The following is a 22,761-nucleotide window of genomic DNA, read 5'->3' as shown; positions in this document are numbered from 1 at the left end:
CATGGCCAAGTCCGGGAAGAAGTCCGCGCCAAGGATGCTGCCGCTCACACCGGAAGGCCAGATGCGCGAGCGCGTCAAACGCTATCTGGTGCAGCGTTTCTACACGCGTTTTCACATGTCGCTCATCCTCATGAGCGCGGGTTTTGCGGCCATGCTGACCAATTGGCTACTGCTGCACTGGGGCATCGGCAAAATGTGGCTGCGCTACCCGGTCGCGGTCACGGCCTCATACCTGACTTTTCTTGCCGGCGTCTGGCTGTGGATCCAGTACGTTGAATACCGGCAAGGCGGCAGCGATAGCAGCAGCGATGGCGCCGAGCCGGTCGGAGCGAAATCAAAAGCCAAGGGCAGCGGAAGCAGTCCGCTGGACCTGATCCAGGGCGGGGGTGGAAGTGGTGGCGGCGGTGGCGGCGGAAGTTCGATCGAAATGCCGAACATCCTGCGCGGCGGTGGTGGCAGTTTCGATGGCGGCGGCGCCAGTGGTGGTTGGGCCGAGGGCAATCCGGTCCAGGCATTCATCGGCAATCCATCCGCCAGTGTGCCCAACGTGCAGCCGTCATCCAGCGGCTTCGGCGATGCCTTCAAGGGCATCGGTGACAAGTTCGGCGACTTCTTCGATCTCGACGGCGACGCCATCGTTCTGATCGTACTTGCGTTGCTGCTGATCGCATCGATACTGATCCTCTCCGGCTACATCGTCTGGTTCGCGCCCGACATTCTCAGTGAAGCGATTTTTGGCGCCTCGCTGGCCGGCGGCCTCGCGCGCACGGCCAAGCGGCAGGACAACGAAGGCTGGGTGATGGGCGTGGTCAAAAGAACCTGGTGGCCATTTGCCATTGTGTTTACGGCGGCGATGGCGTTTGCCATTTATGCGGCAATACATTACCCGGCCGCTAGAACCCTTGGCGAGGCGTTGACAGCAGCGGTGAGTTCCTGACCCTGTGAAGACAACGGACAACGCTTAAAAATATCACTGTCGCCCCGGATTTATTCCGGGGCGACAGCTTGAAATACTTGAATCACTTGAAATGATTGAATCGACTACCTCGTAATGGCCAAACCAAAATCCATCTACTCCTGCACCGAATGCGGCGGCCAATCGCCCAAGTGGCAGGGCCAATGCCCCCACTGCAACGCCTGGAACACCCTCGTCGAATCCGTCGCGGAAACCGCCAGCGCCAACCGCTTCGCCACGCTCGCCGGCGTCAACGCCGAACGCGGCAAGGTGCAATCGCTCTCAAAGGTTCGGGCCGAAGACGTCCCGCGCCGCCCCACTGGCATCGGCGAATTCGACCGCGTGCTCGGTGGTGGGCTGGTGGAGGGCGGCGTGGTGCTGATCGGCGGCGACCCCGGCATCGGCAAATCCACGCTCCTGTTGCAAGCACTCTCCGCGATCTCCGCCGGTGCTTCCGTGCTCTACGTGAGCGGCGAAGAATCTCCGCAGCAAATCGCCATGCGCGCCAAGCGCCTCATGCTCGATACCCACGACGTCAAGCTTCTCGCTGAAATCGAACTGGAAAAAATCCTCGCCACATTGAGTGCGGAGAAACCGCAAGTCGCCGTCATCGATTCCATCCAGACCGTCTATTCCGCCGCGCTTACCTCCGCCCCCGGCTCGGTTGCTCAGGTGCGCGAGTGCGCGGCGCATCTCACGCGCTTTGCCAAATCCACCGGCACCACCATCGTGTTGGTTGGCCACGTCACCAAGGAAGGCGCGCTGGCCGGGCCGCGTGTGCTCGAGCACATGGTCGATTCCGTCCTGTATTTCGAAGGCGACACGCATTCCAGCTTCCGCCTCATCCGCGCGATCAAGAACCGCTTCGGCGCCGTCAACGAGATCGGCGTCTTCGCCATGACCGAGAAGGGCCTGCGCGAAGTCACCAACCCGTCCGCGATCTTCTCTCGCAGCACGACAACAACGTCCCCGGCAGTTGTGTGATGGTCACACAGGAAGGCTCGCGACCGCTGCTGGTGGAAATCCAGGCGCTGGTCGATGACAGCCACGGCATGCAGCCCAAGCGCCTCTCGGTGGGCCTGGAACAGAACCGCCTCGCCATGCTGCTCGCCATCCTGCACCGCCACGCCGGGTTGGCGGTATTCGATCAGGACGTATTCATCAACGCCGTCGGCGGCGTGCGCATCGACGAGCCGGGCGCGGACCTGGCCGTTCTGCTCGCTATCGTCTCCAGCTTCAAGAACAAGGCGCTGCCGGCCAAGCATGTCGTGTTCGGCGAAGTGGGGCTCGCGGGTGAGGTGCGGCCAGTGCAGCGCGGGCAGGAGCGATTGCGCGAAGCGGCCAAGCTCGGGTTCACGCATGCGATCGTGCCGAAGGCGAATAAACCTAAGCAGAAGATTGAGGGGTTGACGGTGTTTGCAGTGGAGCGGGTGGATGAGGCGGTGGAGTATTGCCGGGGAGGCTGACTCATTTTGTCAGGCGGTTTTAGCTTTGCTTTTCCCAATCAAAACGAGTTAATGCCGTTGCAGTGCTAATATCTGTGTAATTCAAATATTAGTTAACAAAAATAAAATGATTACATACCTCTCTCGTCTTGTCTTTGCGATGCTCGTGGTATTTGTTTGCGTTAGTAACGCTCAGTCGCCGACTTCTGGTGCACTTCAGGTGAACGCAGGCGGTGCACACACTTGCGCCGTGACAGACGGGGGTGGGCTGAAATGCTGGGGCGACAACAGTGCCGGGCAGTTAGGTGATGGCACAACCATTGGTCGCAACAGTGCCGTCAACGTTACGGGCCTATCAACGGCATCGCGGCGGTTTCCGCAGGAAACCAGCATAGCTGTTCCGTGTCGACAAATGGCGCGGCCAAGTGCTGGGGCGGAAATGGTGCGGGCCAACTGGGCGATAGTACAACGACACAGCGAACCGCGCCCGTGGACGTGAAAGCGGACTTTCTGCCGTCACGGCAATTGCAGCTGGCGGCAGCCACACATGTGCATTGACAATTGCCGGCGGCATCAAATGCTGGGGCGATAATGCGTTCGGTCAGATAGGTGACGGCTCCAACACGCAACGAAATGCGCCCGTCGATGTAAGCGGCCTGACATCAGGCGCCATCGCCATTGCCGCCGGCTTTAGTCATACATGCGCAGTCATGAATGACGGTTCCGTCAAATGCTGGGGATACAACGGAAACGGCCAGCTCGGAGATGCGACAACGACGGACCGCAATGTGCCGACGACCGTGATCGGACTGACCTCGGGCGCCAACGGAATCGCTGCCGGCAATAGCCATACTTGTATCGTCTCTACCGGCGGCGCAGTTCGTTGCTGGGGATACAACTTGAATGGACAACTGGGCAACAACGCGGCCACGACCCAAAGCAGCGCACCTGTCAATGTGACCAATATGTCAACCGGCGTTGCGACAGTTGTTGCCGGCGGCAATCACACTTGCGCGGTGACACTGGCTGGCGGCGCAAAGTGCTGGGGAGAGAATGCAGGTGGCGCAGTCGGGGACGGTTCGTTTGCGCAACGCAACGTTCCCGTGGATGTGGCGGGATTTACGTCCGGTGTCGCGGCCATTACGGCAGGAGCCTCTCACGGCTGCGCAATCGCCACATCGGGCGCGCTCAAATGCTGGGGGACAGGCACTTTTGGTCAATTGGGCGAGGACTTCAATACCGTGCGGAACGTCCCTGTCAATGTCGTGGGATTTACGTTCGATGCAACATCAGTCAAGGCGGGCATCCAGCATACCTGCGCGAAGGTGGCAGACAATTCCTCGCAATGCTGGGGTGACAATGATCTCTCAGAAATCGGCGACACAACACTGGCGCAACGACTAACACCGGCTCACGTTCAAGGACTTTCGGTGCTACCGGGTGGCTCATCCAGAGTCACTGCGATAACGGTCGGCAATTATCATTCCTGCGCCATTGACCGATCCGGTGGCGTGCATTGCTGGGGTTGGAATATTGGCGGTCAATTGGGTGACAACACGGATGTCAACAGGTCGACACCCATTCCCGTTTCTGGCTTGTCCTCCGGTGTCGTCGCCGTTGGGGGTGGCATGTACCACACCTGCGCCCTGACAATCGGTGGCGGCATGAAGTGCTGGGGATCAAGTGGTGACGGCCAATTGGGTGATGGCACTACAGTGCCTCATTTTTCGCCGGCGGACGTGCCGGGCCTTACCTCCGGCGTTGTCGCGATGTCGGCGGGACATGCTCACAATTGTGTGGTGACTGCCGCAGGCGGCGTCAAATGCTGGGGCTATAACAACACGAGTGCGCTGGGTGATGGTACGAATATCGCCCGCTACGAACCTGTCGATGTGGTTGGGCTCGCATCGGGCGTGGCAGCGGTCGCCGCAGCACATGGGCACACTTGTGCGCTGACGACGGTCGGTGGCGTCAAATGCTGGGGTGCGAATGGTTCGGGCCAGTTGGGTGATGGTACAAACTTCGACCGTTCCACGCCAGTGGATGTTTCCGGATTGTCATCGGGTGTCGTTGCCATTGCGACCGGCGGCGATCATACGTGCGCGTTAACAACAACCGGCGGGGTGAAATGCTGGGGTTCCAACGCTTATGGTCAACTCGCTGCCGACGCGGCCACATTTGTTCAGTTGCGGCCAGGTGATGTCATTGGCCTGACCACAGGCGTTGCATCTATCACTACTGGCTACGCACACACCTGCGCGCAAACAACTTCCGGCTACCTGATGTGCTGGGGAAATAATAGTTACGGACAACTTGGCGACAACACCGCGATACGTCGTTCGGCGCTGGACTATGTATTCGGTTTTGGCCCACGTCCAACGCTGGTTTCATCGACGAACGTCGCCAGCGTGGCACAGAGCGTCACTTACACATTGAATATCACCGGCAATTCGCCAACCGGCACCGTGGAATTCAAGGCCAATGGCATCGTGATCAGCGGCTGCGGATCAGTTGCGGTTGCAGGCGGCGTCGCGACCTGCACGACCAGTTACGAGGGAAACGGCATACGAATAATCACGGCGAACTATAGTGGTGATGCAGCGAACAGCCGAAGCATGGCCGCGCTTGCAGGGGGACAGGTCGTCACGAATACGTTTTCAGTCGTTGCCAGCGCCGGGCCAAACGGCACCCTCACTCCGGGCGGAACAAGGACGGTGGCCGAAGCAAACACCAGTGTGTTTACCGTCACGCCAAACAGCGGCTATGGCGCCTCCATGGGCGGCACGTGCGGGGGAAACCTGGCGGGCAATACCTACACCACCAATCCCATCATCGCCAACTGCTCGGTAGTGGCGACATTTGCGTTCATCGCCGTGAAACCTGATGCGCCAACCATCGGCATCATTCAAGCCGGTGACCGGCAGGTCACCGTCAACTTCACACCACCCGCTTTCAATGGCGGCGCGACGATCAGCAGTTACACTGCCACGTGCGGCGCGCTATCCGCGACAGGTGCCGCATCGCCGTTGATTGTCACGGGCCTGAACAATTTTTCGACATACGACTGCGCAGTGATTGCAACCAACAGCGTCGGTAATTCCTTGCCATCCAGCAGCGTGAGCGCAACGCCGCTGCCGCCGATTGCGCTTGGCTCAGTCGTTTCACGAAAAATCCACGGTAGCCGCGGCCCGTTCGCCATCGCCATCGACACCACTGCCGCAATCGGTGGCGCGGTAACGGTTGAACCGCGCGCCATCGGCACGGGCCATGAAATTATTTTCGCGTTCAATGTGCCCATTTCGACCGTTGGCGTTGCAACGGTCGTCGATGCGGCGCTGCAACCGGTCGGGACTGCGACGCCAACTCCGCAAGGCAGCAATGTGGTGGTGCTGTTGACCGGCGTGCCCGACAAGCAACGACTTACCATTTCCCTTGCAGGTGTGAATGGCGCGGGCACTTTCAGCGCGCCGATGGGATTCCTGCTGGGTGATGTCAACGGAACTCGCGCCGTGGACAGCGTGGATGTTTCCAGTATCAAGTCCCGATCCGGCCAGATTACCGACACCGGCAATTTTCACTTTGACATCAACGCAAGCGGCAGCATTGGCGCGAGCGATGTCGCCGGGACGAAGGCGCATATGGGATCAATCCTTCCGTAATTATTGATCCATTTTTTGAAACTCAAGCATTAATGTGCCCCCCACGCCGAAAATGCCTGAAACCCCGCGCCAGTGCTTGAGTTTGTCCATCAGTTTCAAAACGTAAAATTTCAATGACCCGCCCTTCAGATCTCGTCCCCGGCCGATGCTATTTCGATGTGAAGTACTACGATCACGATCTACTTGTTCCATCTATCGACACATTGGTCTTTGACGGCTCAGAGCTTGACGATGAGGGGCGGCGCATATGGATGTTTCATTCGCCGCGCGGGTCTCAAGATTACGAAAACGAACCACCCGAACTCTGTGGCTATGATGATGATCAACTCAACTGCGTGCTGGAAATATCCGAGTTGGTGACGGTGCTGAAAGAGCTGGCGCAGCTTGAACCGTTGAAGACGTCAAAGGCATCAATTCCGGCAGGAATAAGCGAGGCGGCACAGACGCTTCTGCATCAGGCGCTTTCACAGTTCATTGATCGTAAAGACGCATCGTACGTCAGCATTTCGATCAAGTTTGTCGACGAGGCGATCTCAATTGGTCGGCGTGAAAATGGCAGTCTTGAGGATGGGGATTCTTTCCGAAAACGCTTCGTGACGATGAAGATGAAAGGCTAATCGCGCTATTTCACGCGCGAGGCACAGCGCCTCATGTCAACTATCTTGCGGAACGAGGTCGTACGCGTGTGCTCGAATTTGCGGTTCCTGAGAGCATCGAGGAATTGGTGGCATTGGCCATCCAAGTATTTTCTGATGTGTATTCGATGAGACTTGAGGACGAGTTGTCCTATTCGATTCATGTCAAATAGCGGTAGGTACGACTAGCTAGCAGGCACATATGAAGGCCCTCCTCTGGACGACAGGTGTTCTGCTCACCCTTGTGTTGATTGGCGTTTGGCTTCTGTATGAAGTCCCCGGCGAAGTCTTCGAGCGGCAGGTCTATCCGGACCGCGCCGTTGCGCAGGGTCTGAAGGTCGGCCAGGCATCCTGCATGCATTGCCCCATGTACTATCGATTCGATACGTCGCACGAAGTGATTCAACAGATTCTCTCGCGGCGCGAACTGGAATCGGTTGCCGCCATGCCGGAATATATGGAGCAAACGATTGCACTGTTTGATGAGGGCTGGTGGATTGATTCAGCGATATTGGCGCGGGCGAGGAAAAATTGGGTGTTGTATAAACCGGTCGGTGGTGGCGAAAGCCAAATGCGCCTCGCGCTCGTCGATGGGACCACGGTATACTTCGCTTCGACTGGCTTTCCACCCAATCAGCAATTCGTTAAAGTTCCATTGGCAGAGCAGGCCATAGGCAAGGGCGACTTCCTGCATCGGCGGAAGTAGTCGGGTCAGATCTGAGAAAAAGAGGAGCGGCAGAGGAAAAATCAGGTTCGCACACAATTGAGTGCAAGTATCATTTGTGGCGAAATCTCCGGGCCTGGCCTGCTTTTTCCGAGCATCAATCCGCCCGCATGCAATTCCTTTGAAGAATCAATGGGGCCGTGGTCGATATATTTTCGTGACTTAAAACTATCGACCTCGACCCCTTTTTTTTCGCACTATGCTCGACGAAATATTCGCAGGTGTCGCACAGAGGCAGCAACTGCCAGCAATATTCCGTGTTCACCAACCTGATGGTCAAAGCCATGAGCACCAATTCGCGAAGTAATAGTATCCGGGGACAGACCACCAATATATCTAAACCCCCGGCATCCACGCGCCTCCCAGGCCGAAAACGCCTGAAACGCCGCACCAGTGCTAGTGTTTCACTATCTGTACCAGCAACAGATAGAGAGTCACCAGGGGTCGGAGTCAAATTGTTTTTCGCAGAATACAATTTGACTCCGACCCCTGGAGTTCTAGACGCGGCTCAAGCGGCATTAGAAAAGGATAGGCTATTTCAAAGCCAGTCAGAAAGCGTTCGTAGGGAACAACTTAAAGGACGTGAGTCAATGCACAGGACTCTTGAGCAGATTGCTGATGAGCAACAATCGGGGACAGACCACTATTGTTTTCGGCGGAAAGAAGACGTCGTCTGCAACAGTCAAGGCCTGACCCTGTCGTACGAAATCTAGCGAATTCGAATAAGGGCGCAAAAGCGCAATCATCGACCAAAGCTAACGAGAGCATATTTTTAGGAAGCAAACCCAATGAAGTTGCAAATAGCATGCGTACTGATGAGCTTTTTTTGTTTTGGCTGCGCCAATCAGCAACTGCCGGTCAGTTCGCGAATTGACTTGGGAAACATTGTGAAAGCAGCCGATCCGGTACCGGTGGCTGACATCCGGCCCGCTGTTGCTACCGAGCCGCCGGAGTCGATGCGTGTCGCCGTACCACGAGAGCTGTTTAGTCCACCAATCAATATTGCAATAGGAAAGAACCTAGCAGAGGAGAACTTGCCAGACCTCAACAAGGCGGAGATCAAACTGGTGTTTGGCGAAACGCTTGCCAAACATCATCGGGCTCCGCGCAGTTCACTTGCGCATATTGGGCCATTGGGAGCCGTCGGGTATCTAACCGCCCTGGCCGTAGCTAAATTGATCAGCGGCGACACAACAGCAATAACAGGGCGCGGTGACGACGTGTCGTTTTCAACCCGCTACACTGTTTCAATCAACGGGCGAGAATTCTCTGGAGTTGGACACGTACAGGCATCCGCCGAATTGGCCAGTTCGTCGGTGGTTGAGTCAGTTCAGATTGCATTGGAAAACTTGTCTGCTGATGTTCGAAAGAATCTTGCAACGTATAAAGGCAATAAATAGGTTCAGGCACCATTACACTTTAGTTCTGTTCGTAATATTTCACAGGAGGCAGCAATGGATGTACGAGACATGCAAGGCAATCCGGGAATCTGGGAAGAATTGTCGTGGGCTGATCTGAGTAGCAGAGAGAAAGAGCTTTGGACCATTCTCGGCTGGCGACAAGATAAATGGGATGGAAACAAAGCGCCATCAAGTGCCGATAAAGATTGGAATGACTTGAACCCGCAAGAGCTAATTGCTGCCATGAACCTCGGATTTTCTGAGGACCTCTGGAACAGTACGGAGGATGAATAGCGCGCATTCGCGCGCGCTCGGGGCAGGTTGGACTTGCCAGGATTTGATGGACGGCGCGGCGCCCCATCGCCTCATCGTGTATCCCACCTCCAATAATCGGAACAGTCCCGAATAAATCGAAACCCCAGCATCCACGCGCCGTCCAGGCCGAAAACGCCCGAAACGCCGCGCCAGTGCTAGGGCTTGCCCAAGCGGTGCCGGCGCCAATTTCGCTCTTGCACTGGTAAGCGTCCACGCCTGCCATGCGGGTCGGCACACGTATCGGGCGCAGGTAGGCACCTCCTTTTTTCCGCGCATTTCCCGGGTATCCTCACGCCATGAACCTGACTGATCCACGCGTTGCCCTTGTTGTTGCCGTGCTGCTCGGCGTCGTGCTCGGCTACCGCGGCTGCAGCAAGCCCAAGGCCATTCCGAACCCCTTCGCCTCGCACTCGCGCGCCCATGAGCCGTATGCGGCGTTCGTCAAGCGGATGGCCAACAATCCGGACCTGTCGGCCAAATTCAACGCGCGCTTCCGCGCCAGTGCCGATCCCAAGTCGGTCGGGTTCGAAATCGCCGAACGCGGCATGCGACGTCTCGACGCGGCGTCGCTTGAGCAACGCATGATGTTTGCCCTGAAGCTGGTGGAGTTCATGGACGTGCCCACCTGCGCCGCGCTGGCGCGACCGGGTGCCGAGCGCAATCGCCAAATGCAGCCGCAGATCCTCAAAGCGATCGAACAAATGCCGGCGAAGGACATCGAGGGATACCTGGCGCTGGTGGAACGGGCGATCGTCGCTGAACTGAACAACGTGGCCGTCCCGCCGCTCTACCCGGGTCGCGCCGAAGCGCCGCTGCACAACCTGGCGTCCCGGTTCAGCGACGCGGAGCGGGCGGCGCTGAGGCGCGTGATCAACTCTGCGTCGACCACCACCCACGACACGGCGTGCTGGATGGTCCGAACCGTGTTCAGCGAGACCTTGGCGCTGCCCGTAGCCGACCGCCAGACGCTGGCCCGCCTGTTCTCGGAGCCGGCGCAGTAGGAACGAATAATATGGTCAGGCTCGCATTCCCGAGCGAAGTCCAGCCTCCACGAGGCTCCCAGACCGGAATGAATAGTGGCGGACACGAACAACTTCATCAAAGCGATTTTCGTCGCGGCCGTCAATGTGCCTAGCGCGGCAGCGATCGAAGAAGGCACCGTCGTGGAAATGGCGCGGATCGTCGCGTGGCTGGGTAAAGATTGCCTGGCCGCCGACGGAAGGCTTGAGGGTAACGCTGGTGACGCAACGCATTTATTGCCTCACCATTCCAACTCCTGCTCCTGGCGTCTTCCGCTGATCCGCTTCACCGCGCTGCATAAAAGCGATCGAGTAGAAATAGCACACCAGCACGGCGGCGCAGATGGCGCTGCCCTTGTATGACGCCGGCACGAAAAGGTAGGCTGAGTAACACAGCACCGCGCGCGCCATCGCGTGGCGCATGCCGACCGGATCATCGGCTGCCCAGCCGTAGGGAATCCAGATGATTCCCGTCAGCAGCGCGGCACCGAGGACGATGAACAGCGGCTTGCCTGCGGCACCCATGATCACCAGCGGCCAGAGCATCACGACCATGATGATCGACTGGAGAAACATGCCAGTCAGCGGATTGTCGCGGCCGCCGGCGAACAGGTTGCGTCCGCGTAATCTATCGATGAGTACGGCGAGCGGAAAAATGAGCCCGCTGCCGAACGCGACGCCATACGCGAGCTGCTGCGCCGTGAGGAACAGGCCGGCGATTCCTGCGATGGTCCAGAGAATGATGCCGGAATAGGGCATCGATTGGGTGCTAGTGGCGAGGAAATCGGCTTTGAGTACCTTGAGGCTGGTTGCGGAATCCATTTGGGCTCTCCTTTGCGGTCGTATTGCTTGCCGACATATTGACCGCCTGTTCCGGTGGCGGCGTCGATATTGCGACGGATGGCAGGCACGCGGCGCGAATGACAGTTCAGGAGGCGCGATTGAAAGGCACCTTGCGGGCTTCGCCCGCCAGACCGGAGGAGCGAGGTGCGCTGCGCCGTGAACCGTGCCATGAGGGTGAGACACCAACAGGCTTTCCAAACCCTGGCATCCACGGGCCTCCAGGGCCAAAAAATGCCTGAAGCGCCTTAAATAGAAAAAGGGGCCGTGGTCGATATTTGCGCGGGAGTCAGGAAATATCGACCACGGTCCCATTGATGGCTGCTACTCTTTGTTTAACTTTCTGTCACTTTTTTGGAGAAACCGATATGAAATGGAAATTCGCAACCGCTGCCCTTGCCTGTCTCTGTCTGTCCATGCTCGCCTCTGCGGGCCCGGTGCACAATCCGCGCTCACCGCTGCTCGGAGCCTGGGCGCTGGACCTGACGAAAATGCCAGTTACATACGGAACCCCACCACAAAGCGTGACGTACACTTTTGCCGACGTTGGGCAGGGCAAGTGGCAGACCTCAATCGATATTGTTGGCAAGGACGGCAGTGTCAGACACATGGTTTCGCACTACACGCGCGATGGCCAGGCGGTGAAAATAGAAGGCGACCAGCTTGAAGCCGATAGTGTTGCGGTTAGCGCTCCCGCGCCCAATATCTTGGTGATGGGCCTGGCAAAGGATAAACGCCCGGGGTCGACCCGCGTCTATTCGGTTTCGGCGGACGGGCGGGAGATGATCGAATCCGCTGTCAACGTCGGCGATGACGGCATGCCCTTCGTACGGACCTTCCGCTTCACGCGGCTTGGCAAGTAGGCGGCTTCGATAAGAGATCAAAGGGGCTAAGAGATCAAAGGGGCCGTGGTCGATATTTTTCATTGAGCGCGGGCAATATCGACCAAGACCCCTTTTTTGCGTTTTGCGCTTTTTTGCGGACCTGACGATTGCAAACGCCGAAAGGATAGGGCGAAAACGCATTCGCTACACGCCGCCACATTCGGTTTCCGCACGTTGCCGGCGGGCGTGACAGTCTTCATTCCCCGCCTCGGCATACCCACCCACGGAGCGTCTTATGATGGCCCTGACTTCCTTCCGCTTGTTCGTACGGGCGGCCCTGTCCTGCCTCGTTGTGGGACTCGCGTCGACGTCGAGTCTGGCGCAGGCGCCGCGCGCGGAAAAACAATACGAGGTCGTGAAGCTCGCCGAAGGCGTGCATGCTTTTCTGTGGAAGAACCCGCTGGAGAACCCCATCGAGGGCAACGCCCTGTTCATCATCAATGCGGCCGACGTGGTCGTTGTGGACACCGGTTTCTTCGCACAGACAGGGGAGCTGATGGCGAAAGAACTGAAGAAGCTCACGCCGCTGCCGGTGCGCTACGTGATCAACACCCACTGGCACGACGACCATCACGGCGGTAATTCGGCCTTTCTGGCGCTCTGGCCCGGTGCCGAGATCATCAGCCACCGCGACACGCGCACCGACATTATCGAGCGCACCTATGCCGCGCGGCCGAAGTCAAGGGCGGACATGGAGTCGGCCCTGGCCAAATACGAACGCTGGCGCGATACCAATATGGACGACACCGGCAAGCCCATCGACGCCGAGCGCATGAAGCGGGTCGTGGACCTGGTGGCTTTTCTGCGCGCGGACCTGCCGAAATTCAAGGACCTGCGCGAGGCCGCGCCCACCCTCACCATTGCCGACAAGATGGTCCTGACGCGCGGCGAGCGACGCATCGAGCTGATCTGGCTGGGCCTCGGGAACACGCGTGGCGACATCGTGGTGTTTCTGCCGAAGGAGCGCATCGTCGCATCGGGTGACCTGTTTGTGTTGCCGATTCCGTTTGCCTTCGGTTCCTATTACGAGCACTGGGTGGAAACTCTCGGCAGGCTCGACTCGCTGGACGCCGACATCATCCTGCCCGGCCACGGCCCTTTGCAGCGCGACCGCACCGCGCTACGATCGGTGCGCGCCCTCGTCGCGGTGCTGGTCAAGGAAGTCAAAGCAGCCGTGGCCGACGGTGCCACGCTGGAGGAAACGAAAAAGCGGGTGACGCTCGACGAGTGGAAAGAAAAATTTGCCGGCGACGACAAAGGCCGCCAGGCAGCCTTTTCCAGCTTCGTACTCGCGGCGGCCATCGAACGGCTATGGCACCAGGCGCGCGGCGAAGCGGATCCGCCGCCTGGAGTGTGACGTCAAAAGTCAAGCACTCACCGCGATAAGGGGTCAGGCTCGCATTTCTGTTGACTTCGGCAACATGCGGGCAATATTGACCCCGACCGTCCCGACCGCGCTTGAGCTCGTCGTAAATCATTGAACGGTCACGCTTCAACTGACGCGCAATCCGCGTCGGACTCATTCCTCCCAACATCGCGCTGTGAATCAGGTATCTTTCCTCCAAGGTGAGGTGTGTGCCACTCATTTCGGTCTCCTTTCGCGTCAGAAAAAAAAGGGTACCGCGGCTTCACTCCTCACCCCTAAATTCACCAAGAAAGTGTCGGGACTCGTTGTTTAACTCGCGAAAATGCCTGAAACATCTCACCAGTGCTAGAGTTTCACCGTCTGAAATCCATCACGCCGGAAATCGTCATGTCTAGACTCACGCTTGCAATTGTTTTTTGTTTGTCGTCCTTTCTCGCCTGGGCGAATCCTGCGCTGACCGGGCAGTGGTCCGGCGAGATTCAGGGTACGACGATTTCAATGACCGTCGACGGCAAAGGTGGCGGCAATATCGACGGTGTGCCCATGCGCTACCAGTTGGCCGGACGCACGATCTTCATCGAGCGCAGGGGACAGGTCATCGCGTATTCATATGAATTGCGCAGCGGCCAATTGTTGATCGGCGGCGGCGACCTGCCCGGGTTACTGGTAATGAACAAGGGTTCGGCCGGAAATGCAGGGGCGGGTGCGGCTGCAGGGTCGCAAGCGCCCGCGCAAAGCGCGAACAGAAATGTTGCCGGCGGCGTGCTTCCTGAACTGGTCGGCAAATGGTGTCAGGCATCGACGTTCACCGCCAACGCCGGAGGCGGCTCGCAGCGCTCATCCTGCTTCGAGCTGCGCGGTAACGGCACTTATGTCTACACCTCGTCGGGCAGCATGTCGGCTTACGCGCCGGGTGCGTGGGGCGGCACGTCCTCCAGCAGTGGCGATGCGGGCCGCTGGAGCGCCACTGCCAATAGCATCACTACCCAATCCAACAGCGGCAAGACCAACACCTACCCCCTGGAAAAACGCAATCATCAAAAAACTCGCGACCCCATGCTTTGTCTCGATGGCGAATGCTACGTGACGTACTGGCAAAAGCCGCGCTGGTAGCGGTGATTCATCGCTGATCGAAGAAAGCAACAGGGAATATTCGGGGACAGTCCACCCTGGCCCGTTGATTTTTTGCGAAATTGTAGTTGATCGAAACTGTGTAGCCGCGTAAGAGGTGATGAATGATTGAATACATGCTGACCTTGCTGATTGGTGTTGCCGGTGGTGCCGCGGTTGGACTTCAGGCGCCAATTGCGGGCGCGATGGGCCAGCGAATCGGGGGTACCGCAAGCAGCTTTGTGGTGCACTTGAGTGGTTTGCTTTTCTCGGCGGTGTGGCTGGTTTACCGAAAGGGCGAAAATATTCGGGAAGCTGTGAATCTGCCCTGGTACATGCTGGCCGCCGGGATTTTCGGCTTGATCCTGTATCAAAGCATCAACGTCACGCTTCCCCGATTGGGCGCCACAATGATGATCACACTTATCATCGTGGGTCAGCTCATGGTTGGAGTTCTTATCGATCACTTCGGACTGCTTGGCGTATCGACCAAGGCAATTGATTTGACCCGCATCGCTGGTGTAATTGCGCTACTGATTGGCGCATACCTCGTTGCAAAATGAATGTGCGTGATAAGGGGTCCGCGTCAATTGTTTCGCGAAACTATTCACCCTGACCCGTTTGTTCCGTTTGTTCACGCCAATTTTAATAGTCAATTGAGAAACCATTGAACGTCAGCGATCGCTTGAGCCACGCACGTGAAGCTGCATTTGCCGGTCGGCATGCAGACGCATTGCGCGAATACGTCTGGTATCACAACAACGCGCTCAAGCATGAGCCGGCCCAATACGGTGTTCGGCTCTCATTTGCACTGGGATATTGGATCGACCTCGCGGAAGTTTATCCGCCGGCAAGACGCAAACTCATCGCGATTCGCGACAGGAAGACACGCCTGCTGATTGCGGGCAAGGGCACTCGAGGTTTATTTCATGATGTTGAATCGATCAATCGCGCCCTTGGTGAAGTGCACGCGACATATTTGTTGATGAAACAACTCGAGTCAAATGCACCGGCGCTCACCAAGCAATGTGGAGATCTCGCAATTGATGCAATCGTCTTGGCAAATGACTTCGAAATGGCGCGTCGCTACTGGCCGGCGCCTGAAAGCGGACTACTGCAGTTCAGCGAGGATTTGAACGATGACGTAGTCAGGCATCGCAGATTGCCACCAACCAAGGCGCCTCGACTTGAAGCCTTCACTCGCATCTACTGTGATCGAGTACGAACAACGATGCGAATTGCGGAAGGGCTGGGATTCCAGGAGACATCCGATCTCACACGCGAATGGGCGGTGGCATTGGTGAATGATCGACGCGTGAGACTAAAGATTTCCAAGTTACTTTTTGAATGATCCTGCGCGGGGCTCTATTTTCTTCAGAAACGCAAGTATCCACGCGCCTCCCAGGCTGAAAGTACCCGGAAAGCCTTACTTGTCCTGGAGTTTGCAGGTTACGAACAACGTTTGGCGTCAGAGTTACCATTGATTTGAGATGACAAGTACTACGACTCTCGCCGCGTGGATTGCGGGTTGGTTTGAACGATGGCGGATGACGGTTGCTCAACTTTTCAGGAGACACGAGATGACAAGCAAGAACACAATCTGTCTGTGGTACGAGGGCGGCGCTGTTGACGCCGCAAACTTCTATGCGAAAACATTTCCCGACAGCGCTGTCGGCGCCGTCATACGCGCGCCGGGCGACTACCCCGACGGCAAGCAGGGCGATGTCCTGACGGTTGAGTTCACGGTCGCCGGCATTCCTTGCATCGGGCTGAACGGCGGCCCGCAGTTCAAGCAGAGCGAGGCTTTCTCGTTTCAAATCGCGACCGATGACCAGGCCGAAACCGACCGCCTGTGGAACGCCATCGTCAGCAATGGCGGCCAGGAAAGCGCGTGCGGCTGGTGCAAGGACAAGTGGGGATTGTCGTGGCAGATCACCCCGCGCGCGCTCATCACGGCAATAACCGACCCCGATCGGGCCGCGGCCAAGCGCGCGTTTGACGCGATGATGACCATGAAGAATATCGACATTGCCGCGATCGAGGCCGCACGGCGGGGCTGAAACCGGTCCTCGGGTTGATGGAGCGTGTCCAGCACGAAGCATGGTCGTTGGGCTGGTTTTATTGTTCCAAGCGCTGCCGATATGTGCCAGGCCAAAGCAGCAGGCCCAAGTGTGCGAGCGACAATGTGAAAAACACTAGCATCCACGAGCCTTCCAGCCATAAAAAGCCTGGAAACCCGCGCCGGTGCTTGAGTTTCAATTAGCCATAATGGAGTTTTGATTGCGAGTCCTCGTACTTGGCGGCTATGGCCTGATTGGCCTGGCGATTGTCCGCACGCTGCACGAAGCGGGGCATGAAGTGATTGGCGTGGGGCGCTCTGCGCGGCAGGGCATGCGCGTTTTTCCGCGCATCCATTGGGCGCAGACAGATATTGCAAGGCTGCAACTCGCGGATAAGTGGAGGCCTTTGCTCGATGGTGTGGAAGTCGTCGTCAATGCGGCGGGTGCGCTGCAAGATGGCGCGAAGGATAACCTCGCCGCGATTCATCACACCAGCATCACAGCACTCATGCGCGCATGTGAAGCCGCCAATGTCTCGCGCGTCGTCCAGATTTCCGCGCCGGGGGCAACGGCCGAAGCATCCAGCGAATTCATGCGCAGCAAGGCGCGCGGCGATGCAGTCATTCGCGAAAGCAGGATTGACTGGATCATTCTCCGGCCGGGGCTGGTGCTGGCGCCCAACGCCTACGGGGGTTCGGCATTGATTCGCATGCTGGCGGCATTCCCTTTGGTGAGCCCGCTCGCGCTGGCGGATGCGCGCATCCAGACGGTGGCGATAAGCGATGTTTGCGCGTTTGTCCGCGATGCCGTCGAGGGCAGACTCGCCAGCGGTACCGACATTGATCTGGTGGAAGCCGAATCGCACTCCTTGCGTGAAGTTGTTGGACATTTCCGGCTCTGGCTGGGCGCGTCACAACCCGTTGTCGAGATCGCGCTGCCCCAATGGACGCTGGCGCCCGTGGCGCTGGTGGCGGATGCGCTCGGTTACCTCGGCTGGCGGTCGCCGTTGCGGTCGAACGCGCTGCTTGCGTTGCAGGACAACGTCATTGGTGAGGCGTCCCAGGTGCGGCAGTTGCGCGGCGGCAACCTGCTATCCATGGAGCAATCACTGGACGCGATGCCGGCAACGCTTCAGGAACGATGGTTTGCAAGGCTGTACTTGTTGATGCCGGTCATGGTCGCGACCCTCTCAATTTTCTGGGTGCTTTCGGGAACGATCGGATTGTTCGATATCGAACGTGCCGCGGCGGTATTGCCAGCCGATGTGCTTTCAATATCATCGGCAAAGTTTCTGGTGATCGCGGGCGCGACGATAGACATTCTCCTTGGCCTCTCAATTCTCGTTCGACCGCTTGCGAAGAGGGCGTGCGTTGGAATGGTTGCGATCTCTTTGGGTTACCTCGTGGCGGGCAGTATGCTGACGCCAGCGCTATGGGGCGATCCGCTCGGGCCGTTCGTCAAGGTGCTGCCGTCAATTGTCCTGGCCTTGGTTACCTTGGTGCTGCTGGAGGAGCGGTGATGACGTCCATCGAACTGCTGCGATGGTTACACGTCATTGGTGCAACGATGCTGCTCGGCACGGGCGCTGGCATCGCCTTCTTCATGATGATGGCCGACCGCACGCGTGATGCGGTTCTGATTGCCCACACTGCCCGTGTGGTGGTGGTCGCGGATTTTGTATTCACAGCCTCCGCAGTCGTCGTGCAACCCGTAACGGGGTACCTGCTGGCACGCGGCCTGGGTTGGCCGCTGACACAAGGTTGGCTCGCGTTGTCGCTCATTCTTTACGTGATCACAGGATGCTGCTGGCTACCGGTGGTCGGGTTACAAATTCGCATGCGCAATATTGCAATTGCCGCGGCGCGCGATGGTACGCCGCTGCCGCCTGCCTACCATACACTTTTCCGCAATTGGTTCGTGCTTGGTATTCCGGCGTTCGTGTCGGTGCTTGCTATCATTTGGCTGATGCTGGCAAAGCCTGCATTCGTGTTGTTTGGGTAGCAACACAACAACAGTGTCTGGTCACGCAAGATCGCATGTCAGTCCGACAGCGAAATTGCAAATAGTCATCTTTGTAGATCATAGGGGAGGGACCACGGATATTTTCCAACCCCTGACCGATCCCACGGTGTTGTGCGCCGGAACGGCTTCCCGTGGCTGCCACGCGGCCAAGGTAAGGCCAACATCCGATCGAACCCGTTCACCGTATGTCTTGGGGCTGGGCGGGCGCCGGTGACTGAATCAGGCGCAATCCTTGGCGATTCGACCACTTTTCAAACCATTTAGGACATTCATGAAGACCATACTCAGCTTGACTCTTGCAGCCCTTCTGGCGGCTCCCCTGGCCGCCTTTGCGCAGGCCCCCACCAAGGCCATGGACGGCGTCGTCACAAACGCTGCCGGCATGACTCTCTACACCTTCGACAAGGATGCAGGAGGCAAGAGCATGTGCAACGGCCCCTGCGCTACCAATTGGCCCCCGTTGATGGCCGCGGCTGATGCCAAGGCGATGGGCGATTACACGATTATCAACCGCGACGACGGCGGCAAGCAGTGGGCGCTCAAGGGCAAGCCGCTGTACGCATGGGTGAAGGACGCAAAACCCGGCGACAAGACCGGCGACGGTGTGAACAACGTCTGGAAAGTCGCCAAGCCGTAAGGCTCCCGCCGGCTCCCGCGCGGCGGGCTTCGGCCATTCGTCATACCCCGGCTGCGCAGTCCGTGCAGCCGGTTTCATTTTTTGCGGAGGCGCACGCAGCGACGGCGTTCTGCCCCCCAAATTGACTTCGGCTTTCCCGCGTTCGCGGCGGTGCCGATCATCATTTGGCTGATGTTGGCAAAGCCTCGGATCGCGTTCTTCGGATAGCAACCCAACAACAGCGTCCGTTCACGCAATATCGCATGGTGGCCCAAAAAGCGAAGGTGCAGGTAGCCTGCATTTCCCAAGCATCGATCCGCCCGCATGCAATTCCTTTGCGCAACGTCAAATCCCATCGGTAAAAAAAGTGCTTAAGTGGTCATGACCGCACAAATGGGTGTGCGGTTGGCGGTGGCCGCGCCACGCGGGTGCCGCGTTCAGGGGGAGTGCAGATCCCTGTGAAATTCGGTTTTGTGGGGTGCAAAAATGAAGAATCGCCACCTGCTCATTACTTGCGCGATATGTACATTTACGGTCGCACATTCTGCTGCGGCGCAAACCGTTACACCGCCAGCGTCGGTCACGCCGATTGCGGCGCTTTCGCAAACTCCGCCACCTTCGCCGCCGCCGGCCCCTGCCGTGATCTACAAGGAAGGTGTCGTCAAGGTGGGAACTGAGTTCAAACAGACTCTCGGTACCGTGACGGATGTCGACAAGGGAGACAACGGCTGCTACCTGACGTTGAAGGGCGCGTCAGGCGGTGAACTGATCGAGCTCGGAAAGTTTGAGTTGTGCCGTCCGAAGTCTCCCCTGATCGGCAAGCGCGTGATGCTGGTGTACAGCATCGAGACCATACAGGCCGCATCCTGCTACGGCGATCCCAAGTGCAAGACAACGGAGACCGTGCCGCTGGTGGTGGACGTGAAAATTCTGGGCTAGGTTTGCACGTTCAGCGAACCGGAAGCGCAAATGGGGCAGGTACCATTTGCCGTGGATCGCGCTAAAAGAAACCGCTGAGAAACGCCGCCGCTTCATCCGAGATGCCGACGATCTTGTTCGTGGCCTGCCGATAGAATTTGAAATTGAGTTCGGTTGCGGGTTGGCCGTCATGCCAGTCGGTGAAACGTTTGAGTTCGCTCCGCCCCAGCGGCCGCTTCGCTAGCGCAGTGCGTCGGATGGTGACGCTTACACGCGGTGTTTGCCGGGCGATGCCGGGCTTCTTCGGTATCGCGCTAGCCCCAGTCACAACGCCGCGCGCGATGAGCCCCTTTCCGCCTTCTGCGCCTTCGTTCTCGCTCGCGAACACGAATACCGTGTCGCCTTCGCCGATTTCCTTGCCGCCGTACATTGTCTTTTGCGCGGTGAGCGCGAACGTCTTCGAACGCGGATCGTCAATCCCGGCTTTGATCGCGAATGCCATGTTTCTCCTTTCCCGCTTCATGTGAGTACCACTGTGAGCTGATAAGTCAGGGTAGATTACCAACGAAATTCGCAAACCCCAGCATCCACCGGCCTCCCAGGCAGAAAGTGCCAGAAAACCCGCGCCAGTGCTTGAGTTTGTGCCGCGAATATCGACAAGCGGCAAGGCCGCTGCAACTTGATCGCACCGTTTCGTCGCCCGTCCCGCGTGTCCGTGTTGGCGCGCACCGCACTACCGATCGATCAGTTCCCGGCTACGACTTTGCCGCGTGCAGGGTTTCCGCCGCGATCTGCCGCAACGCCTGCTCGAATACCTCGGGCGGCTGGCCGCCCGAGATCAAGTGTTTGTCGTCAATGATGACGGCGGGCACGGCGTCAATACCGTTCTTGCGCCAGAATTCCTCGGCCTCGCGCACTTCGCGCGTGTAGGTGTCTGATTCCAGAATGCCGCGCGCTGCAGCGATGTCGAGCCCGACTTCTTGTGCCAGCGCCAGAAGTACGTCCGTCGATGATGGGTTGCGGCCTTCACCGTGGTAGGCGCGGAGCAGGGCGTGTTTGAGCGCGCGCTGCTTGGCGTTGTCCTGCAGGCCGGCCCAGTGCAACAGGCGGTGCGCGTCAAACGTGTTCCAGACGCGGCTGCGTTCGCCGAACGAAAAACCCACCGCTTCACCGCGTGCGCGGATGGTCTCGCGATTGGCGGCCAGTTGCGCGGCGCTCAGCCGGTATTTGCGGGAGAGATATTCGGCCGCATCCACGCCTTCGCTCGTCATGTCGGGATTGAGCTCGAACGGCTGCATATGCAGCGTGACGGGGATGTCATTGCCGATGCGCGCTAGCGCAATTTCCAGCGCGTTCAGGCCGACGGCGCACCACGGGCAGGCAATGTCAGAAACGAAGTCGATTTTCATGGCGATTTTTTGAGGGAGACGGACATCGGCAGTTTAGTGGAAATCGCCAATTCATCGCCAAAGGGAAAGTACGCGAGGCCGAATCCCGGCGGCCAGGCCCGCATTACACAAACTGGATGCTCCTATTGAATTTCGCGCAAGGCACTCCACTTCCTTCTTTAAGATGAGAATAAAACTGAATTGGCGACGACCGCTTTTCTATTGCCTGCTGCCCGTATTCATGATTCTTGTTTTTGTCGGCTTTCCACCGCCGTTCGCTCCTCCTCCCGCGACCAAGCCGGGTCAGGAACAATCAGCGCCTGAAGAGAAGCAGTCAAAGAAGAAACGATCTTAGGCGGGGCGCGCAGCATGTGCGAATTAGCGAGAATGGCGCACCAGGTCCCGCATATACAACCGCAAGCACAGTCTCATGGCGACAATTCATAGACCAATGACGTGACGGTACCAACGAAGTACGGCTTCCGACCGTCGGGCCGCATCCATGCCACTTCGCCGGTGAACGGCACGGTCATTCCATCGCGCGTCTGGTAATTGGACCAGTTTCCTTCCCACGGCGCCATGACGATTTTCTTGTCGATCATGCCGCCCCTTGCCTCCGCGCGGAACGAGCCGATGAGACCGGCGTCGTTGAATCTGAACAGCAGCGTCAGCGCAATTGGCCCATCCACGATGGTGGCATTCGCGGAAGCGTCATCCACGGCCTCCCATCGCACGCCTTGGCTGGGCAGCAGCGCGGTCGGGTACCAGGCGGCTTCGGCGAAGTAGCGCATGAATTCGCCGCGTGCAATCTCTCCTTCACCACTGACCTCGGCGACTTTGAACAAACCCAGGATCGCCGCGTGCAGCAGGCCCTTGCCCGCGATGTAGCTGTCGACCACCCGCACCTTCAAACCCGGCAACATTGAGATTTGGGCGTCCCACAGGAAGCCCGGACGGCAGGTGACGATCCGTTGACGCGACGTGAAAGGCTTCCATTGCTCACCGGTTGCGGACATGTTGAACGTGCCGCCGATTTCAACCGTGGCGGCGGCGATGATGGGCTGCCCCTCTTTGAGCGCGGTACGGAAATAGCGTTGCACGGGTGCAGGCAGACCTGCCAGTTCGCGCGAGTCGAAGCGCGTCGGGGATGGCGACTGGGACTTCCCGTCAATCCGGGCTGCCTCGAGCATGCCGATCAGCATCCGCGTTCTATCGGCCCACCGGCTGGACCCATACGCCATCAGGCCGACCGCCGCGACTGCCAGCAGACACAGAACCAGACCAAACCACGGCAGCCACGTCATTCGATCTCCAGTGTTTCAAGCCACGGATCATGGCCAGGATTCAGACTCTGCATCCCTTTTTGTTTGCAGTCTGTTCGCTCGCGAACGGATGCGTTCGCGGG

Annotated in this window: 22 protein-coding genes and 1 pseudogene; 19 read left to right on the top strand and 4 right to left on the bottom strand. The window is 58.3% G+C overall.

Annotation, left to right across the window (positions count from 1 at the left end):
- Position 1 precedes the first annotated feature (1 nt).
- The 9 genes and pseudogenes from IPP88_19565 to IPP88_19525 all read left to right on the top strand — a co-directional run bounded on the left by IPP88_19565 (position 2) and on the right by IPP88_19525 (position 10,134).
- Positions 2–937 (top strand): hypothetical protein, encoded by a 936-nt coding sequence (locus IPP88_19565; protein MBL0124816.1) that lies wholly within the window; start codon positions 2–4, stop codon positions 935–937.
- A 114-nt stretch (positions 938–1,051) separates the two neighbouring features.
- Positions 1,052–2,421: pseudogene (gene radA, locus IPP88_19560) on the top strand (DNA repair protein RadA).
- A 106-nt stretch (positions 2,422–2,527) separates the two neighbouring features.
- Complete coding sequence (locus tag IPP88_19555) at positions 2,528–2,899, top strand: hypothetical protein (GenBank protein MBL0124815.1); 372 nt, start codon at positions 2,528–2,530, stop codon at positions 2,897–2,899.
- A gap of 211 nt (positions 2,900–3,110) precedes the next feature.
- A complete protein-coding gene (locus IPP88_19550) occupies positions 3,111–6,059 on the top strand; it encodes an Ig-like domain repeat protein (GenBank protein MBL0124814.1) in 2,949 nt (982 codons plus the stop codon).
- Between the two features lie 113 nt (positions 6,060–6,172).
- Positions 6,173–6,676, top strand: coding sequence for a hypothetical protein (locus IPP88_19545; protein ID MBL0124813.1), 504 nt, complete (start codon positions 6,173–6,175; stop codon positions 6,674–6,676).
- Positions 6,677–6,896: 220 nt separating this feature from the next.
- Positions 6,897–7,400 carry a hypothetical protein gene (locus IPP88_19540; GenBank protein MBL0124812.1) on the top strand — a complete coding sequence of 168 codons (504 nt, stop codon included), beginning with the start codon at positions 6,897–6,899 and terminating at the stop codon, positions 7,398–7,400.
- Between the two features lie 806 nt (positions 7,401–8,206).
- On the top strand, positions 8,207–8,818 hold the full coding sequence (locus IPP88_19535) for a hypothetical protein (protein MBL0124811.1): 612 nt from the start codon (positions 8,207–8,209) through the stop codon (positions 8,816–8,818).
- Between the two features lie 54 nt (positions 8,819–8,872).
- Positions 8,873–9,112, top strand: coding sequence for a hypothetical protein (locus tag IPP88_19530; GenBank protein MBL0124810.1), 240 nt, complete (start codon positions 8,873–8,875; stop codon positions 9,110–9,112).
- Between the two features lie 317 nt (positions 9,113–9,429).
- Positions 9,430–10,134 (top strand): hypothetical protein, encoded by a 705-nt coding sequence (locus IPP88_19525; protein MBL0124809.1) that lies wholly within the window; start codon positions 9,430–9,432, stop codon positions 10,132–10,134.
- A 252-nt stretch (positions 10,135–10,386) separates the two neighbouring features.
- On the opposite strand, the gene IPP88_19520 is transcribed toward IPP88_19525, so the two are convergent.
- On the bottom strand, positions 10,387–10,974 hold the full coding sequence (locus IPP88_19520) for a hypothetical protein (protein MBL0124808.1): 588 nt from the start codon (positions 10,972–10,974) through the stop codon (positions 10,387–10,389).
- A gap of 509 nt (positions 10,975–11,483) precedes the next feature.
- On the opposite strand from IPP88_19520, the gene IPP88_19515 reads away from it, so the two are divergent.
- From IPP88_19515 to IPP88_19470, 10 genes are all read left to right on the top strand, one after another.
- Complete coding sequence (locus IPP88_19515; GenBank protein ID MBL0124807.1) at positions 11,484–11,855, top strand: hypothetical protein; 372 nt, start codon at positions 11,484–11,486, stop codon at positions 11,853–11,855.
- Between the two features lie 259 nt (positions 11,856–12,114).
- The gene (locus IPP88_19510; protein ID MBL0124806.1) at positions 12,115–13,233 is read left to right on the top strand and encodes an MBL fold metallo-hydrolase; all 1,119 of its coding nucleotides are present in this window, start codon (positions 12,115–12,117) and stop codon (positions 13,231–13,233) included.
- Positions 13,234–13,629: 396 nt separating this feature from the next.
- Positions 13,630–14,355, top strand: coding sequence for a hypothetical protein (locus IPP88_19505; protein ID MBL0124805.1), 726 nt, complete (start codon positions 13,630–13,632; stop codon positions 14,353–14,355).
- Positions 14,356–14,477: 122 nt separating this feature from the next.
- Positions 14,478–14,915 (top strand): DMT family transporter, encoded by a 438-nt coding sequence (locus IPP88_19500; GenBank protein ID MBL0124804.1) that lies wholly within the window; start codon positions 14,478–14,480, stop codon positions 14,913–14,915.
- A gap of 104 nt (positions 14,916–15,019) precedes the next feature.
- Entirely contained in the window at positions 15,020–15,703 is a 684-nt protein-coding gene (locus IPP88_19495) for a hypothetical protein (GenBank protein MBL0124803.1), read from the top strand.
- 229 nt (positions 15,704–15,932) lie between these two features.
- Complete coding sequence (locus IPP88_19490; GenBank protein MBL0124802.1) at positions 15,933–16,412, top strand: VOC family protein; 480 nt, start codon at positions 15,933–15,935, stop codon at positions 16,410–16,412.
- 220 nt (positions 16,413–16,632) lie between these two features.
- Positions 16,633–17,931, top strand: a complete 1,299-nt coding sequence (locus IPP88_19485; GenBank protein MBL0124801.1) for an SDR family oxidoreductase — start codon at positions 16,633–16,635, stop codon at positions 17,929–17,931.
- Complete coding sequence (locus IPP88_19480; GenBank protein MBL0124800.1) at positions 17,931–18,413, top strand: DUF2269 domain-containing protein; 483 nt, start codon at positions 17,931–17,933, stop codon at positions 18,411–18,413. Before IPP88_19485 ends, IPP88_19480 begins: the two co-directional genes overlap by 1 nt.
- Positions 18,414–18,705: 292 nt before the next feature.
- Positions 18,706–19,071: a hypothetical protein gene (locus IPP88_19475; GenBank protein MBL0124799.1), complete on the top strand. Its 366-nt coding sequence runs from the start codon at positions 18,706–18,708 to the stop codon at positions 19,069–19,071.
- Between the two features lie 465 nt (positions 19,072–19,536).
- A complete protein-coding gene (locus IPP88_19470; protein ID MBL0124798.1) occupies positions 19,537–19,989 on the top strand; it encodes a hypothetical protein in 453 nt (150 codons plus the stop codon).
- A 61-nt stretch (positions 19,990–20,050) separates the two neighbouring features.
- On the opposite strand, the gene IPP88_19465 is transcribed toward IPP88_19470, so the two are convergent.
- The 3 genes from IPP88_19465 to IPP88_19455 all read right to left on the bottom strand — a co-directional run bounded on the left by IPP88_19465 (position 20,051) and on the right by IPP88_19455 (position 22,660).
- Positions 20,051–20,470: a hypothetical protein gene (locus IPP88_19465; GenBank protein ID MBL0124797.1), complete on the bottom strand. Its 420-nt coding sequence runs from the start codon at positions 20,468–20,470 to the stop codon at positions 20,051–20,053.
- A gap of 253 nt (positions 20,471–20,723) precedes the next feature.
- Positions 20,724–21,377, bottom strand: coding sequence for a DsbA family oxidoreductase (locus IPP88_19460; protein ID MBL0124796.1), 654 nt, complete (start codon positions 21,375–21,377; stop codon positions 20,724–20,726).
- A gap of 407 nt (positions 21,378–21,784) precedes the next feature.
- A complete protein-coding gene (locus IPP88_19455) occupies positions 21,785–22,660 on the bottom strand; it encodes a hypothetical protein (protein ID MBL0124795.1) in 876 nt (291 codons plus the stop codon).
- Positions 22,661–22,761: the final 101 nt, after the last annotated feature.

This window comes from Betaproteobacteria bacterium (assembly GCA_016720925.1).
Lineage (GTDB): Bacteria > Pseudomonadota > Gammaproteobacteria > Burkholderiales > Usitatibacteraceae > UKL13-2.
The sequence above is the reverse complement of the archived record's forward strand: the minus strand, read 5'-3'. Positions and strand labels throughout refer to the sequence as shown.

Bases quoted from the DNA above. Each gene is read 5' to 3' on its own strand.
- IPP88_19520 (MBL0124808.1), bottom strand. From the start codon at position 10,974: ATGGATTCCGCAACCAGCCTCAAGGTACTCAAAGCCGATTTCCTCGCC.
- IPP88_19555 (MBL0124815.1), top strand. From the start codon at position 2,528: ATGATTACATACCTCTCTCGTCTTGTCTTTGCGATGCTCGTGGTATTT.
- IPP88_19490 (MBL0124802.1), top strand. From the start codon at position 15,933: ATGACAAGCAAGAACACAATCTGTCTGTGGTACGAGGGCGGCGCTGTT.
- IPP88_19510 (MBL0124806.1), top strand. From the start codon at position 12,115: ATGGCCCTGACTTCCTTCCGCTTGTTCGTACGGGCGGCCCTGTCCTGC.
- IPP88_19465 (MBL0124797.1), bottom strand. From the start codon at position 20,470: ATGGCATTCGCGATCAAAGCCGGGATTGACGATCCGCGTTCGAAGACG.
- IPP88_19530 (MBL0124810.1), top strand. From the start codon at position 8,873: ATGGATGTACGAGACATGCAAGGCAATCCGGGAATCTGGGAAGAATTG.
- IPP88_19460 (MBL0124796.1), bottom strand. From the start codon at position 21,377: ATGAAAATCGACTTCGTTTCTGACATTGCCTGCCCGTGGTGCGCCGTC.
- IPP88_19535 (MBL0124811.1), top strand. From the start codon at position 8,207: ATGAAGTTGCAAATAGCATGCGTACTGATGAGCTTTTTTTGTTTTGGC.
- IPP88_19565 (MBL0124816.1), top strand. From the start codon at position 2: ATGGCCAAGTCCGGGAAGAAGTCCGCGCCAAGGATGCTGCCGCTCACA.
- IPP88_19470 (MBL0124798.1), top strand. From the start codon at position 19,537: ATGAAGAATCGCCACCTGCTCATTACTTGCGCGATATGTACATTTACG.
- IPP88_19505 (MBL0124805.1), top strand. From the start codon at position 13,630: ATGTCTAGACTCACGCTTGCAATTGTTTTTTGTTTGTCGTCCTTTCTC.
- IPP88_19455 (MBL0124795.1), bottom strand. From the start codon at position 22,660: ATGACGTGGCTGCCGTGGTTTGGTCTGGTTCTGTGTCTGCTGGCAGTC.
- IPP88_19500 (MBL0124804.1), top strand. From the start codon at position 14,478: ATGATTGAATACATGCTGACCTTGCTGATTGGTGTTGCCGGTGGTGCC.
- IPP88_19515 (MBL0124807.1), top strand. From the start codon at position 11,484: ATGCCAGTTACATACGGAACCCCACCACAAAGCGTGACGTACACTTTT.
- IPP88_19475 (MBL0124799.1), top strand. From the start codon at position 18,706: ATGAAGACCATACTCAGCTTGACTCTTGCAGCCCTTCTGGCGGCTCCC.
- IPP88_19545 (MBL0124813.1), top strand. From the start codon at position 6,173: ATGACCCGCCCTTCAGATCTCGTCCCCGGCCGATGCTATTTCGATGTG.
- IPP88_19540 (MBL0124812.1), top strand. From the start codon at position 6,897: ATGAAGGCCCTCCTCTGGACGACAGGTGTTCTGCTCACCCTTGTGTTG.
- IPP88_19480 (MBL0124800.1), top strand. From the start codon at position 17,931: ATGACGTCCATCGAACTGCTGCGATGGTTACACGTCATTGGTGCAACG.
- IPP88_19525 (MBL0124809.1), top strand. From the start codon at position 9,430: ATGAACCTGACTGATCCACGCGTTGCCCTTGTTGTTGCCGTGCTGCTC.
- IPP88_19550 (MBL0124814.1), top strand. From the start codon at position 3,111: ATGAATGACGGTTCCGTCAAATGCTGGGGATACAACGGAAACGGCCAG.